This window comes from Parapedobacter koreensis, assembly GCF_900109365.1.
Taxonomy (GTDB): Bacteria; Bacteroidota; Bacteroidia; order Sphingobacteriales; family Sphingobacteriaceae; genus Parapedobacter; species Parapedobacter koreensis.
Genome location: NZ_FNZR01000003.1, coordinates 1 through 15,009, shown reverse-complemented (window position 1 = coordinate 15,009; position 15,009 = coordinate 1). Strand labels below are relative to the sequence as shown.

The window sequence follows — 15,009 nt, the reverse complement described above, 5'->3', positions numbered from 1 at the left end:
GGGACGCTATCGGAAAATGATACCGAATAATTTGATTTTTTTATTGGCCGACATTTTCAGGCAATGAAAAGACGACATATTGGCCCTGCTGACCTGCTTGCTCTTGCTCGTCTCCTTCTCCCTTATCTATCGACCAGCGGATGGGTGTGGACGCGCAGACCACCAAGTAATCACGTCCTCCAACTCGGTAAAGCGAGGGAAGGCCTTCCGTTCCCATAGGCAAATCACCAGCCCACAATTGCTCACCAGTCTCTGCATCAAATGCATATATTTTTCCATCTTTGCTGGTAGAAAACAGAAGTCCCGTGGCAGTGACAATCATGCCATTTCGCTGCGCCCTTGGTACTCCCGTGTTCTTTCCCCCTTCCGCTGCCGCCATCTTATCTTCACCAATAGCCCTTGTCCATTTAATCGTCCCTTCATTTAGATCATATGCTGTAATCGTAGACCAGGGTGGACTGATGAGGTATGGATGTTCCAGTCCCCATCCGGGAGGAACGAAGTAGCGAAGCGAAGGCGCTTCAACGCCTGCAGGATAGGGTGGGCCGAAATCATTCCCCCCATAACTACCCAGATTCGGGGCTTTCCGCAATTCCAAACCACCCGGTATGCCTCCCGATGCGACCACTGGCCCCTCCACGGTATCGTTTGTCCGTTGCGGACTCATTCTGTCGAGCCGGGCCAGGTATCTATACAGGCGCTGGACAGCCTCCTCATCGAGGTGGTGGAGTGCCGGCATTTCACCGCGGCCACCTGATACAAGCTGATGAAATTCATTGAACTGCATGCGAGCTGACAGTCCCACCAACGAGGGACCTACGCCACCGGATCGATCGTTCGCGTGGCAAGCCTGGCAATATTGGACATATAATGCGTCTCCACTCAGTTCCCCGGGACCAGCAGCTTCCGCTTGCTCATCGGGGGCTTCCTGTCTAATCATCTTCCCATAAAACGAAGGCCAATCAATGCTACGGACGTATACCATACCCGTAGCGGGATTGGCGGCCGTACTGCCCCAATTGGCCCCACCTACTGCACCGGGTTGTGTGACGGTTGCCTTCAGGTGAGACAATGGTGTAAATAAACCCGTTTGCATACTATCAATCTTACGCGTCCATTCCTCCCGTTCGTCCGGATTCAAGAAAAACGGCGTAAGGTCAGCTGATGTCATCTGCTGGCGGGCAAAGGGGGGCAATATGGTTGGGAACGGTTGTGTGGGCCAAGCCTCTTCGCCCGGCAGGTCACTGGCAGGAACAGCACGTTCTTCAATGGGCCACAGCGGCTCGCCCGTCACCCGGTCAAACGCAAACAAAAACCCATGTTTAGTAGCGATAGCCACCGCGTCGATGGCTTTACCACCATGGTTGACCGTGACCAGTTGTGGAGCTGCAGAAGGGTCATAATCCCAAAGGTCATGATGCACCAATTGATAATGCCATAGGCGCTCACCCGTACGGGCATCCAGCGCGAGCAAACAATTACCAAATAAATTGGCGCCAATCCGGTCAGCACCGTAATAATCGTACGTAGGCGAACCTACCGGAAAATAAGCTATCCCCCGCTCCGCGTCAAGGGAAATTTCGCCCCAAGTATTGACTCCGCCAATGTATTTATAAGCGTCTTTGGGCCAGGTGTCGTAACCAAATTCTCCCGGTTGGGGAATCGTATGGAATGTCCAAGCCAGATCGCCTGTCAGAATATCGTAAGCCCGCAGAAAACCGGGTGTAGAAAGAAACCCCTCACCGGTGGAAGCCCCCAGGATAATGAGATTTTCAAATATTGCTCCGGGTGTGCCCGACTGCGCGCGGGCAATCGTCCCCGGATCACGCCCAAGCCCTTCCCGCAAATCGACCAACCCATCCTTTCCGAACGTCCGTATCGATTGTCCCGTATGTGCATCGATTTCCTGCAAGTAATCGTTGATTTGAAAAATCAGCCTTCTGTCCGAGCGATCCTTGCTTTCCCAATAGTTTATCCCCCGTCGAGCGATCCCATTCAGATTGGCATGTATCCAAAGTTCCTCGCCCGTAACTGCGTGGAGTGCCACCAGGGAACTGTTTTTTGCCAGTACGTACATCACGGTATCTACAATAATCGGATTAAACTGGTAAGAAGTATTGTCACCTGTGGCATATGACCACGCCACGGACAGTTGGGACACATTTGATTTATCGATGCGATCCAATTTGGAATACTTGGATTGATCCGCACCCCCCCCATAGTTCATCCATGTCGTATATTGGTCAGCGGAATCGGGACGGCTGCACCCCGCGACAACGAAGGCACACAAAACCGCGCTGAGAATGGGCAAAAGTCTTCCCCTTTTAGTTGATCTAACTAATAACATATTCATCATCTTTAGTTCGAATTAGTTACGTGCGAGCAAATTGGTATGCCCTGACGTGCTTAATATAATAAGGCTGAAAGGCGATCCATGATACCGGATAAAACAATAAAAACTGGATAATTGGTTAAAAAAACTTTTTCAGATGGCTCAATCCCCGATACACGATACGCCGAGCAGATGACACATGGGTAACATGCAGGATTTCCGCGATCTGTTCATAGCTCAACCCTTCGTAATAGAAGTAATAAATCGCCTCCCGCTCCTTGGTGTTCAAGGCCTGCAACGCTGTATTCAACCGTACCAGTTGTTCGGCCTCTATTTGTCGGTTGATATACATGGATTCACTGGATAGTTCAATAGGAAATTGCAGAAAGGCAAAATATTCATTGTGTTGGATCTCCCGATTTGTCTTTTTGAGGTAGTCGAACACACGTCGTCTGAAGGCTTTCAACAAGTACAGTTTGATATTATCCGTTTTTCCCAAGCCTGCCCGGCTATTGCGGAGATAAACAAAAAAATCCTGTAAACAATCCTTCACCATTTCACGGTCGGCAGTAAACTGGCAACCATAGTTAAACAGTACATCGACGTAGGTTCTGTAGATATTGACAAACGCCAATTCATCCCCTTCCTTAAACGCTTCCCATACTGATCTATCGGGTAATTGTGCATAATCGTTCACGGTTTTCACACGCTTTATAGGAAATTCACCCGACACATATTTTTCGGTTTTCGACAGTTTTCGTACCCTACCCATGATGGACAACATAATTATGATACCTAAGCAACGGTTAACTATTAATCGGGAATTTGGACGTCCTCAAACAACAGGTAATTGTCCAGACTGGTTGCCGGGGCAAAAAAACAAACCACCTTCATTTCTTCCGTGCTGGTATTTTTCAGCATATGGACTTTACCTTGTTCAAAGAGTACCAACGACCCCGCCTTCACATTTCCCACCTCCCCTTCAATCATTACTTTTCCATTACCACTAATAATATAAATGGCTTCCTCACTCTTAGGGTGTGAATGTGCCGGGCGCACAGCCTCTCCCGGCAGCACACGTATCACACAAACGGACAGGTATTGTGCTTTTAACGTATCGTCATTAGTAAGCCATCGCATATACCTGCCTGGTTGTAAGGTTTCTCGCACATCATCTTCGTGAATGATTGTCATCTCAATTTTTGTTTAATAAATCAATGAGGTAGTCGCTAAGCCGACTCCCCGATAGTCCATAATAGTCGGCTAACTCGGCATAAGTACCAGAGTGAATATATTGTAACGGCCCTTTACCCACGGTATTCACAGCGTAAAGCTGTCCAGTATCAACCTGTTTTTCGTTTTCAAAGAGTACCTTAATGAAATTGTTCCAGATGTAGCCATTGTTTTGTTCCGCGATAACTATAGGTCTACCGCTATGGTATTCCGCTAACAGCACTTGTTGGTCTATGGACGGCATGTCTATCACCTTTACCGCGATTCCCCTGGCGGCCAACTCGTCTGCTGCTACCAAGGATTCAAACACCTGACGTCCGCTGGACACCACCGTGATGTCGGGTTCCGCTGCGTCCTTCACAACATATGAACGACCATATTCAAACTCAAAATCACTTGCATAAATCACCGGTGCGGCTGCCCGCAGTATCCGTAGGTACACAATCCCTTTATTCCCCTGCGCTATCCAACGCAAGATCCCCAATAATTGCTGCGGACAGGAAGCGTTGATAATCTTGAGATGAGCCAATCCATCGAGCATCACGGCGTCATCATTGCCCATATGCGTAGCACCATTTGACTGGGTTTCCAAATCGGCGGCTGTTGCCACCAACGTCAAATCAATGCCATGGCCCTCGGACAGCCAACTATTGGCAGCAATAGCTTCCAATCGTTCCTGATAACCCACCGCTATACGGCGTAGCACTTTCCAATCATAAAACGGGCAGAACGTGCTTATCCAGACATTTCCACCCAGTATGGCGAAAGCTTCCCCGATAAGCATCATGTTGGCCTCGGCAACGCCTACATTCAGCGCCCGAGTCTGATCTACATAACCTACACCGGCTTGCAACCCGCTTGTTGATGATAAATCAGCATCCACAGAGACGACTTTGTCATCCTTCGCAAATACTTTCATTACCATTTCAATCACTTTATGCGGCATATAGTTGGCTCCCATTTCTAATTTGGGCAACGATGCAGCATCAAAACGGATACGTTTTTCGCGTATTGGAGCCTTCACCGTTTTCACCGTCACCGGTTTCTTTTCCAAGAAAAGACGTGCCGCTGTTTCCGTCGATGAATACACATAGCCCAACCGATCGGCATACTGCTCCAGCGCCTCGCAAACATCGGACAAGCGCTCGTTTTGTAAACGTTGGAAATATTGGCCAAAACGACGGATATGATTCAGCCTTCGTTGTTGGAGAAGTTTTTCTTCCTGATCAAGCAAATTTGCCGCTATGGATACTTTATGGTTATTCATGTAATCCGAATAACCGCCTTGGCCCTTTGTAGCATTGCAGATAATAACGGTTGGCCGACCATCCCGCCGCCCAAATTTAAAGGTATACAAGGCATTTACCACACCATGGTATTGCGTAGCATCTACCTCTATCACCCGCCAGCCGAAGCTTTGGAAGCTTGCAGCCAAATGGGTATATGGAAAATGCAGTTTGGCTGTGGTATCCAGTTGCCCCCCATTGTGATCGACTAAAACGCACAGGTTTTCCAGCCGTTTGTATCCAGCGTACATGACCGTCTCCCATATCGGACCTTCTTGCAATTCACCGTCGCCTGTAAGCGCATAGACATCAAAATTGCCTGATCGTTGCCCTGCAATGGCAAACCCCTGTGCTACACCCATGCCCTGCCCCATCGGACCCGTGGCCAAATGCACACCGGGCAATATGGGACCGGGATGCCCATTGAGTATGCTGGATATCGACCGTGAATTTTGCAACACCGTATCGGCGAAATACCCCAAGTCCGCGTAGATGGACGCTAAGGTAGCTACGGCATGCCCTTTGCTTAATATAAATAAGTCTTGATCGGGCGCTGTCGGCTGTGCAACATCACTATCCAATACGCCACTGTAATAAACGCTTACCATCGGAATAACTGCCGATGATGCACCGCCGATGTGGATGGCCTGATCTACGGCGTAGCGACACTGATACAAATTGGACAACCGAATATCGGCATCCTTTATTTCCAGCAAGCGGACAAGACCTTTCGCCAACTGAGATTTTTTAGCTACTAAACTAATCAAAACAACTTGTATTAAAGGATTTTACCATTATAATATCGACCAACCACCATCCACGAAGTAGGTAGCGCCCGTGACAAAAGATGCTTCATCCGAAGCCAGGAAATACATCACATTGGCTACCTCCTCCGCCGTGCCCATTCGATTAAATACGCTTTTGGAACCCAAGATTTTCTCCGTCGCGGCAGGGTCCGGCGAATCGTTGATGGAACCGCGCAACAGGGGTGTATCAATGGCTCCAGGTGCCACACAATTGACCCGGATGTGGTGAGGGGCCAAGTCGAGCGCCATACTCCGTGTGAGCGTATCAATGGCACCCTTGGATGAAGAATATGCCGCCCGCTCGGGTACCGTGCGGAATCCCAGGATGGATCCCGTATTGATCACGGCTCCCTTGCCCTGCTCGATCATCATGGGCACAAATGCATTTGCCATGTGGTAGATTCCCTTTAGGTTGATAGCATATGTACGTTCCCATTCTTCTTCCGTACATTGTAGGATACTTCCCCGGAGTTCCAAACCTGCATTGTTGATCAGCGCATCCGCGCGCCCAAACTGTTCCTTGGTTTGCTGGGCCACTTCCCGTATCCGAAGGCCATCGGCAATATTACATTCGCAGAACAGCGCTTGCCTGCCCATCTTCTGGATCTGCTCCGCGGCCTTTTCTCCCTTTTGCTTGTCAATGTCCACAAGCACAATATCGTAGCCCTGTTGGGCAAACTTGATTGCGGCGGCCAATCCCAGACCCGAAGCCCCGCCACTTACAATCATCACTTTTTCGCTCATAGCTGTTTTCTTAATTATCGCTACATTTTACAATTAGTCCATTTCATTCGGTTTGACAGCAACTTTGATGGCCCCGTCGATCCGGTCTTCGAAGGTCTGCAATGCCTCTTTGAAGTCTTTCAATAAGAAGCGGTGTGTCAAGAGTGGGTGCAGATCTATCCGATTATTGACCAGCAGATCGATAGCCTCTTGAGCCGTATTGGGGTTGGCTCGGTTGCCCACCAATTCCACTTCATCAAGCACCATCCGTTTCAGTGGGATACTTGGATCGGTATGGGGGATACCAATGACCGAAATCACCCCACCCTTTGACGCAGCGAGGCAGGCCAGTTGCAGTGACGCTGCCGTTCCCGCACATTCAAGCACCGCCGGAACGCCCTTACCTTCAGTAAACTGCCGCAGTAGGCCAAGTACATCATCATTCCGGTAATTAATCGGGACAGCACCCAGCTCTTCTGCTTTATTGAGGCGATCGCCATTGCCCACAGCAAAGATTCGTCCGGCTCCAAGTGCCTTCGCGCATAAGACAGCCATCAACCCCTGCGGTCCCGTACCCAGGATCAATACATCGTCACCCGGCTCCATACGCGAACGTTTGACGGTATATAAAGCGATGCTAAGTGGGTCTACACAAGCGGCATATTCCAATTCCATTTCATCGGGTATCTTGAAGATGCTTTTCACTGAAGTACGCATGTATTGTGCATATGCCCCTGGCGTATAATGCCCATATTGGCGATGCCCGCGTTCCTCATGTCCGTAATTCAAGCAAATGTTGTAGCGTCCTTTCAGGCACATGCTGCAATATCCACAGCCACAGTGGGAAATCGCACAGACGCGGTCGCCCTCCCGCCAGCCAAGAGCAGCGGCCTTCGCACCCACAACGGTGACCGTTCCCGACCATTCGTGACCGGGGATAAATGGAAAAGCAGTAGGCCAAAACCCTGGAAAATCACCCCCGATGATATGCGGGTCTGTTCCGCATATATAAGTCGTATCAACCTTGCAGATGACCTCGTCATCTCCCGGCACCGGAATAGACACCCGTTCTATTGAAAAATCGCGGACACCTTTCAACACCAAAGCATCCATCTCATGATATGTCGTCATCTTAATACGTTAATTTTGTGGCACAACAGCAACTCCCCTAAATGGCGATCCCGACCCACCCTTGATTTTTAACGGTAGGCCAATAAACCAAAACTCCTTGGTTGGTATCAGGTCTACCTGCGCAAGGTTTTCCATATTCAATATTTCCCGTTCACGGCATACAATGTGCGCTGGTTGCTCTTTGACCACAGCCACTTCGTGATAACTATCGATACTCGGCGCATCGGCCCCCACACTGATGACTCCCAAATCATTAAGGTACTCCATGGCACTGCGATCCAGACCAGGGTAGTCTCGGATGTAATTGAAGGGATCCTTCCATTTTTTGTACCATCCGGTATGAATCAAAGCCACGGATTGCGGCTGTATGTGTACTCCGGTTTGCGCGATTGCCGTTTCGATATCCTGCCGTGTGATATAGCTGCGCGGCTCCTTCCATGCAAAATCAAACCAAACGCCCGGCGCCATGAACCATTCCAAGGGCAGTTGGTTTATTGCCCGCGCATCCGGCTCGTTGACCACATGATTGATGGCATCCACATGGGTATTGGAATGATCACACAAGGTAAATCCTACCACTTTATACGAATATGGCGGCTTGGTCAATCCCATCTGCTGGGTTTCTTCATGCGTCAAATGATCCCATATTAGTGTACGTTGGTGCCCGATAAATGTTGGATCCTCTTTGCTAATCGTATGGCTCAGATCTGTCACGATGCAGTCATGGCCAAGGAACCGCAACCGCGTTTGTAAGTTAAATGGTGGGCAATATGCTTTCTTCATTTGTTATGTGTTATTCATCATTTAGCTGTTTGACATGGGTTTACATCGCGCCGCCCCAGGCATCCATTTTCTTCCCTTCGCCGGGGCCAAACCAATGGGTGGTTACAATCTTGGATTCCGTATAAAAGCGCACACCGTCTTTGCCTATGGCGTGCAAATCACCAAAAAATGATTGCTTATGGCCGGTAAACGGGAATATGCTGACCGGTACCGGAATACCTACATTGATCCCGACCATGCCAGCATGGGTACGTCTGGCAAATTCGCGGCTGTAATGTCCGTTGTTGGTGAATATGATGGAGCCGTTTGCATAGGGATTGTTGTTCATAATACCAAGGCCCTCCTCAAAATCTTTTACGCGTTTTATGCTTAATACCGGCCCGAATATTTCTTCATCACCAATGGTCATCTCCGGCGTGACGTGGTCAAATAGGCAAGGTCCAAGGTAACATCCATCTTCAAATCCCGGCACGATAAATTGACGGCCATCCAACACCAGTTGAGCGCCCTCTTCCAAGCCTTTAGCGATCCAACCCGTTACTTTTTCATGGTGAGCAGGGGTGACGAGTGGTCCCATCTGTGTATCCGGATGATAGCCCGGCCCTACTTTCAGTGCCTGGGCATACTGGACCAATAGCTGCACCAAATCGTCCGCGATGGTTTCCTGTGCCACCACCGCCGACAGGGCCATACATCGCTCGCCAGCACAGCCATAGGCCGCATTGATGATGGCATGTGCCGTTTTTTCCAAATCAGCGTCCTCAAGCACCAGCGCATGGTTTTTCGCCTGGCACAGCGCCTGCACCCGTTTGCCATGTTCAGAAGCTTTCTGATAGATAAATTGGCCAGTGCGTGTGGACCCGACAAACGTGACCCCTTTGACATGGGGATGTTCCAACAGGGGAGCAGCCGCGTGATCATCACAGGTCAGCACGTTTACGACTCCTGCTGGCAAGCCAGCCTCATAGAGCAACTCTACCATGCGGAAAGACGTCATCGGCGTGACGTTGGATGCCTTCAAGACGATAGTATTACCTGTGGCGATGCACAGGGGTACCATCCAGCCCAGGGGAATCATCGCCGGAAAATTAAAGGGCGCAATGCCTGCGAATACGCCCAATGGCTCACGGTAAGATACCGTATCAAAGCCAGATGATACATTCATCACTGATTCGCCCATCATGAGCGAAGGTGTACCACACGCCAGCTCCACGACTTCCTTAGCCTTGAGCACATCCCCACGTGCTTCCCCGAGCGTTTTCCCATTTTCACGGCTCAATAACTCGACCAATTCATCTTCATGGCGTTCGATGAGATCCCTGAATTTATAGAGTACAGTAATACGTTTCATCACGGGCACATCCGCCCAGGACGGAAATACCCGATGTGCCGCCTCGATGGCGGCAACAACCTCCTCTTGTGTACATTTTGGTGCCAACGCTTGTACCTGGCCTGTACTGGGGTTATAGATATCGAAATGCTCGTTTGAAACGCTGATCACCGCTTTCCCACCGATGATTGCCTCCAGCTTACGAATGGATGTTTTGTCCGTCATTATATACTTTTTATGTTTTAGTGATTGAATGTATAGCCCAGCGATTGCAGGTAGTCACGAGATAGTTCAGCGGCCTTATCTGGGGTCCATCTTGGCGTAATATCCCGGTCGAAATCAAGCTCAAACATAATCATGCCTGCCATTTGATCCCTTTTCTGCTCTAAAAGGTCAAGGATCTTTTTCAGTTTGACATGTCCCACGCCCAACGGCGCATAACCTAAATAACCATTGTCTCCCCCTTCGAAATCCTTTAAGTGTACATGCTCAATCAACGGAATGAAGTCCTTGACGATTTTCACCGGATCGGCCCCACCCTTTTCCAGTTGTCCTACATCCGGACCAAACTTCATGTAGTCGGTATTCAGGTTTTCCATGACGAAATAGACTTCTTCTTCGGTTTCAATAGGTGTACCCGTGTGGGGATGCAATGCGCATACCAACCCCTCGTCGGTCACGGCTTTTGCATAGTCGTTCATGGATTCGATCATATATTGCTTGTGCTCCCGATAATCGAATTTGAGTTTTTCGCGGTCGATGCCGGAAGCGCAATATTCCACGACTTTACCGCCATTTTTTTTCAAAAGCCTTGCCCAGTGAACTAGTTTTTTGAGCTCGTCTTTCTTTTTAGATGGGTCTAAGACGTCCGTCATACAAAATCCCGAAATGAGGGGGACTTGATATTTTTCAATCAGCTGATTTAGTCCGCCACGCTTCTCTTCCCACTCCTGGATGACTGAACCGAAAGTTTCAAAGGCATGGTATCCTAACTCGGAAATATCCTTGAGGGCTGGTTCAAGGTTATCGGGACCGTAGCCCCATAAAATAAAGGTAGCACCTATTTGGAATTTCCGATCTCGCGCCCCCCATACGGCTAATGGCGGCAATAAAGCAGCTGTCGCAGCCCCAAGTCCCATCAATCTGATAAAATCTCGTCTGTTAAATTGATTTTTAGTTTCCATTATTAATTCCTTGTCTGCTTTATTTATTTGGCGAATGATACGATGCCAGCACCACTGATAAGTAAAATGACACCCAATACCTTAATCCATGAAATCGGCTCGATTGGCGAGCCTAAAAGACCGTAGTGTGAAAAAACCATCCCCGCCACAACCTGTCCTGCTATCATCAATAGAAAAGCCGGTGCAGCACCCAGTTGCGGAATAGCCCATGCAATGCCAAATACCAATGTTGCACCGATTGCACCAGCGGTGAGCAGCCAAAGTGGTACATCTTTCAAGCGATTCAAGCTCTCTGAATCATGGGCTGTAAGGCCAATGATGATAGCGGTGATAGCACCGATGACCCAAAACACGGCATTGCCTACTTTAGGGTTCCTGAGTATGACGCCGACTTGCGCATTCATACTTAAATGAAGCGCTAATACAGCACCAATCACAAACATGAGAAGAACAAGGTAAATTTTCATTTGACTTTTATTTGGTTTCTTATTGGTTCCAAGGACGATCCACTTCCATCCCCTTTCACTATATATAAGGAGACGAGTGCTAAAATGATACCGAGTATTTGAAAAATTATTCGCATAAGCACAGGGCGGTTTAGGCCTCTGGTGATTTTCGCAGTAAAACACTACCTAATGTTAAGAAAATACATTTTTAAGATGAATTTTAAACAAAAGATGATACCTTCGCCAAGGTAAAAGCGTATTCTATATCCCGCGTATATGCCCCTACGTTTATCGGCTTCATATCGATTCCAGCAATACCACGCTCTTTTCCGTTTGCAAAACTTTGCGGTGGTGATCTTCTTTCACACCTTCTGGTTGATGCCCGGTCTCGGTCTGTCGCAAATTGTTCCAAGGTATGATCACCTCAAAGGTTTGTCCACGGAGCCAACAGGTAAATTTTCGAATATCCTGATCCAATTGGAAGTTGAAAATGGTGGGATGCTCTATAAAAATGATCGTATCCGGGAAGAGTTGGGCGAGATCTATTACAACGGGATCAATCTTAGGGTCGGCTGGCAAACCGAGCACGGGTCGGATAGCCATCACCAGTTGTTCAACTATCCGGTTTACGGTATCGGACTATATTCCAGCACGTTCCGAAAGGCAGAGATTGGCACTCCCAACGCACTGTATGGTTTTATCGCCGTCCCAATCAGGCCCGGACGATTTAGCCGATGGGATTTTAATTACCGGATATCCTTGGGTCTGGCCAGTAATTTCGAGCCCTATGACGAGGAAAACAACCCATTCAATGAACTGCTTGGTACGCATAGAAATGTATTTATCGATGTGGGCATCCAAGCCAACTACAAACTAAGCAATCATTTCCAGATCGGTACAGGGTTTGCATTCCACCATTTCTCAAACGGCTCCATAAAAAAGCCCAATTCGGGCATTAATTTGGTGCCGCTCACGGTGGCACTCACCTATATACCCGCACCGAAGCATTTTGATTTCAGCAAAGATTCCGTGCTTACCTTGGAAACAATCGGAGGATTTGATTTCCACTATGCCGCCGGAGTCAAACAACTTGACCAGGGAGACCGGCGATATTTCAAATCCACATTGGGGTTGTTTTGGAACCGTCCAGTGGGTTACAAATGGCGGTTGGGACTGGGTGCCGATATTTTTTACTCCGATTCGGGAAGGGATCCTGAAAAAGCTGGCAACGAAGCATCCACCTTCGGGGCACTATTTTCAGGCGGGCCAGCTATTAACATCGACCATTTGCTTACTAGCCGACTCTACCTTAACGGTAATATTGGATGGTATGTGCACCGTAACAAATTCAATGGCGAAACCGACCCTATCTATTTACGGATGGGCGTACGCTATCGGGTATTTGGCAACTCCTACATGGGGGTTTCCATCAAGGCGCATAAGGCGGTAGCTGACTTTGTGGAATGGACGGTTGGTTACTCGTTGCCACGCAAAAAATGATTTTGCCTGCTTACGATGAAGCCTTGTTATCCCACACATATGCGAAATTATTTTTCAACACGTATACCGAGATTCCCGAATTCTCCGCTGCCGCCTTCAGGTGGCTAATGACCGAATCACTGTTGGAACCGTCCAATATCAATTTGCTGCAACTGACCGTTTCCATCAGCTTTTCCCAAGTGATTTGCGGATTATTTCGTAGCAAAAGTATATCGACATGCACATGCCCTGTGTAGTGCACTTTACCCGTGTATACCATGAACCTTAAATCGCCGAACTGAACGATAGATTCTTTTGCATATACCCGTTGATCATGGTAGCTGCTATCCTGTGCGATGAAACGTATAGCTGATGTAGGAACATGAGCTTCCAATTTAGGCAACACAGAATAACGAATGGTTTGGTCATCAACGGACGGCAAACTGCTATATATCCATCCTTTCCCTTTACTGATCAAACCAACGGCCACTTCCCTTCTGGTGTTAAAAAAGACCACTTCTTCCTGACCTAGTGCCCGGACATTTGCTGAAAATGATGAAACCAGCAAGAATGCCCCGCAGACTAATGCACAATAAGCCCAGCGTTTACTTCGCATTGATAACGCAAACACTGCCGCCAGTATCAAAGAATAAATCAGTAAGTTTTGCCACCAAGTCATCCAGATCCCGTGTATGCTAGCCATCGGTAATGCTTCCATGTTATTCAGCAGTCCGTTAACTCCCAAAATCAGCTTTTCCAGTACCACTCCCACCGCAGAGGCCAGTTGCCCCGGTGGCAAAACCAATAGGGCAAATCCCAGGTACATAATACCGCTTGCCGGCAACACGATAAGTAGATTCGCGGGCAGGAAATAGAGGGGAAACTGATGAAAATAATATGCAGCCAACGGGCCGGCACCACTTTGGGCGGCAACCGACATCCAAGCATAGTCTACTATTGGTTTAGTCAATCGGTTAGCTACCGGCCGTACTGTTTGCAATATGGGATGCAGGAAAACAATACCCAACACGGCAAGATAAGAAAGCTGAAAACCCACGTCAGCAATAAATTTAGGCTCATATAACAATAAAAAAAACGCTGAGGCCGCAATGCTATTATATACCCTGTTTTGTTTTTTGAAAGTGGCGGCCGCCATGACAAAAGTGATCATGATGGCCGCCCGTGATACCGAAGGTGAAAAGCCAGTGAGCAACGCATAGCCCCATACGGCTGTAAACAACAAGATAAACTTACCTATCCGAAGGTTTTTATTCCGATCCATCCACCAGAGCAATTTAGACATCACCCAGAATACAATAATCACATGCATACCCGACACACTAAGGACATGGATGGTGCCCGTATTAGAAAACGCTTGCAGTAGCGCTTCGCTCAAATCTGCACGATAACCTAAAATCAATGTAGAAGCCACTGAAAAGGCATCCTTATCGGTGATATATCGTGAAAATTTGTCAACCATTTGTTGTCGCAGGGCAAGTGCATGGGCCATAAGCGGATTACCCTTATCTTTTCCTATCTTTTCTACGCTTTCGGCCTGTAAATAGGTTTGATGCCTTATGTTTTTATTAGCCAAATAACGTTGGTAATCCAATTCGCCAGGATTATATGGAGGTGGTATCTCCTGGTATGCGGCAGGAATAAGGAGCTCATCTCCATATCCCAGTGCTGGCCCGGACAGGCTATCTGCGATACGGACGGTAAGCATCAGCCTGCCGGAAACGGCGGTGACCCCATCACTGCCGTACCGCTGAGTAATCACAAGTGGAAAACGTAAGTGATCTCCCCGCATGAGCGGCTCATCGGCCACATAACCAATCAGTGCCCTGGATGCATAGCGACTGAAATGCGAACGATCTATTGCCGGATCGGAATGCCAAGACTGGATCAATCCTACCACAGCTAAGGCCGACAAGATCAAAAAGCCCAATATGCCATAACTCTTATGCCGCCGTAGCTGTGTAAGCCAAACTAAGCCGATAAAAACTATCAATAGGAGCATCAGCATGAACCAAGCTGCGACATACAGGGGCCGCAGCGGTGCCACCGCATAGCTGGCTCCTATGCCTACCAGCAGTGCTAGTAAGAACCGTACAAAGGGTATATGGCCTCGGTGTATATGATCCTGTTTGTTCATTATTGGGCTTCGCGAACGTACGTCCTACCAAATTTATCACCGCAGGTCAAGGTTTTCGATGATGCGGCTGTTCTTTTCATTGAACGTGCGGATGTACAGACCTATCCGTTCCCGTGCCGTC

12 protein-coding genes are annotated in these 15,009 nt (G+C 48.4%); 1 reads left to right on the top strand and 11 read right to left on the bottom strand.

Translation table 11 applies throughout. The annotated features are described in order from the left end of the window. Positions 1-40: 40 nt before the first annotated feature. The 10 genes from BMW65_RS07805 to BMW65_RS07760 form a co-directional block, all read right to left on the bottom strand. Positions 41-2,347 carry an outer membrane protein assembly factor BamB family protein gene (locus BMW65_RS07805; protein WP_177181050.1) on the bottom strand — a complete coding sequence of 769 codons (2,307 nt, stop codon included), beginning with the start codon at positions 2,345-2,347 and terminating at the stop codon, positions 41-43. Between the two features lie 124 nt (positions 2,348-2,471). After that, on the bottom strand, positions 2,472-3,104 hold the full coding sequence (locus tag BMW65_RS07800; RefSeq protein ID WP_177181049.1) for an RNA polymerase sigma factor: 633 nt from the start codon (positions 3,102-3,104) through the stop codon (positions 2,472-2,474). A 41-nt stretch (positions 3,105-3,145) separates the two neighbouring features. Then, entirely contained in the window at positions 3,146-3,526 is a 381-nt protein-coding gene (locus BMW65_RS07795) for a cupin domain-containing protein (RefSeq protein ID WP_090604348.1), read from the bottom strand. A gap of 1 nt (position 3,527) precedes the next feature. Next, positions 3,528-5,618 carry a transketolase C-terminal domain-containing protein gene (locus tag BMW65_RS07790; RefSeq protein WP_177181048.1) on the bottom strand — a complete coding sequence of 697 codons (2,091 nt, stop codon included), beginning with the start codon at positions 5,616-5,618 and terminating at the stop codon, positions 3,528-3,530. 27 nt (positions 5,619-5,645) lie between these two features. Then, the gene (locus BMW65_RS07785; RefSeq protein ID WP_090604344.1) at positions 5,646-6,401 is read right to left on the bottom strand and encodes an SDR family NAD(P)-dependent oxidoreductase; all 756 of its coding nucleotides are present in this window, start codon (positions 6,399-6,401) and stop codon (positions 5,646-5,648) included. A 33-nt stretch (positions 6,402-6,434) separates the two neighbouring features. Next, positions 6,435-7,511: a zinc-dependent alcohol dehydrogenase gene (locus tag BMW65_RS07780; protein WP_090604342.1), complete on the bottom strand. Its 1,077-nt coding sequence runs from the start codon at positions 7,509-7,511 to the stop codon at positions 6,435-6,437. A 9-nt stretch (positions 7,512-7,520) separates the two neighbouring features. After that, a complete protein-coding gene (locus BMW65_RS07775; RefSeq protein WP_090604340.1) occupies positions 7,521-8,294 on the bottom strand; it encodes a cyclase family protein in 774 nt (257 codons plus the stop codon). A 40-nt stretch (positions 8,295-8,334) separates the two neighbouring features. Beyond that, the gene (locus BMW65_RS07770) at positions 8,335-9,849 is read right to left on the bottom strand and encodes a CoA-acylating methylmalonate-semialdehyde dehydrogenase (RefSeq protein WP_090604339.1); all 1,515 of its coding nucleotides are present in this window, start codon (positions 9,847-9,849) and stop codon (positions 8,335-8,337) included. Between the two features lie 17 nt (positions 9,850-9,866). Further along, on the bottom strand, positions 9,867-10,808 hold the full coding sequence (locus tag BMW65_RS07765) for a sugar phosphate isomerase/epimerase family protein (RefSeq protein WP_090604337.1): 942 nt from the start codon (positions 10,806-10,808) through the stop codon (positions 9,867-9,869). 23 nt (positions 10,809-10,831) lie between these two features. Further along, a complete protein-coding gene (locus BMW65_RS07760; protein WP_262497323.1) occupies positions 10,832-11,251 on the bottom strand; it encodes a DMT family transporter in 420 nt (139 codons plus the stop codon). A 279-nt stretch (positions 11,252-11,530) separates the two neighbouring features. On the opposite strand from BMW65_RS07760, the gene BMW65_RS07755 reads away from it, so the two are divergent. Continuing rightward, positions 11,531-12,754, top strand: coding sequence for an acyloxyacyl hydrolase (locus BMW65_RS07755; RefSeq protein ID WP_245747549.1), 1,224 nt, complete (start codon positions 11,531-11,533; stop codon positions 12,752-12,754). Positions 12,755-12,764: 10 nt separating this feature from the next. On the opposite strand, the gene BMW65_RS07750 is transcribed toward BMW65_RS07755, so the two are convergent. Then, positions 12,765-14,888, bottom strand: a complete 2,124-nt coding sequence (locus tag BMW65_RS07750; protein WP_090604333.1) for a ComEC/Rec2 family competence protein — start codon at positions 14,886-14,888, stop codon at positions 12,765-12,767. Positions 14,889-15,009 lie beyond the last annotated feature (121 nt).

Coding starts and splice junctions, on each gene's coding strand:
- BMW65_RS07805 (WP_177181050.1), bottom strand. CDS start 2,347: ATGTTATTAGTTAGATCAACTAAAAGGGGAAGACTTTTGCCCATTCTC.
- BMW65_RS07800 (WP_177181049.1), bottom strand. CDS start 3,104: ATGGGTAGGGTACGAAAACTGTCGAAAACCGAAAAATATGTGTCGGGT.
- BMW65_RS07795 (WP_090604348.1), bottom strand. CDS start 3,526: ATGACAATCATTCACGAAGATGATGTGCGAGAAACCTTACAACCAGGC.
- BMW65_RS07785 (WP_090604344.1), bottom strand. CDS start 6,401: ATGAGCGAAAAAGTGATGATTGTAAGTGGCGGGGCTTCGGGTCTGGGA.
- BMW65_RS07780 (WP_090604342.1), bottom strand. CDS start 7,511: ATGACGACATATCATGAGATGGATGCTTTGGTGTTGAAAGGTGTCCGC.
- BMW65_RS07775 (WP_090604340.1), bottom strand. CDS start 8,294: ATGAAGAAAGCATATTGCCCACCATTTAACTTACAAACGCGGTTGCGG.
- BMW65_RS07770 (WP_090604339.1), bottom strand. CDS start 9,849: ATGACGGACAAAACATCCATTCGTAAGCTGGAGGCAATCATCGGTGGG.
- BMW65_RS07765 (WP_090604337.1), bottom strand. CDS start 10,808: ATGGAAACTAAAAATCAATTTAACAGACGAGATTTTATCAGATTGATG.
- BMW65_RS07760 (WP_262497323.1), bottom strand. CDS start 11,251: ATGTTTGTGATTGGTGCTGTATTAGCGCTTCATTTAAGTATGAATGCG.
- BMW65_RS07755 (WP_245747549.1), top strand. CDS start 11,531: ATGCCCCTACGTTTATCGGCTTCATATCGATTCCAGCAATACCACGCT.
- BMW65_RS07750 (WP_090604333.1), bottom strand. CDS start 14,888: ATGAACAAACAGGATCATATACACCGAGGCCATATACCCTTTGTACGG.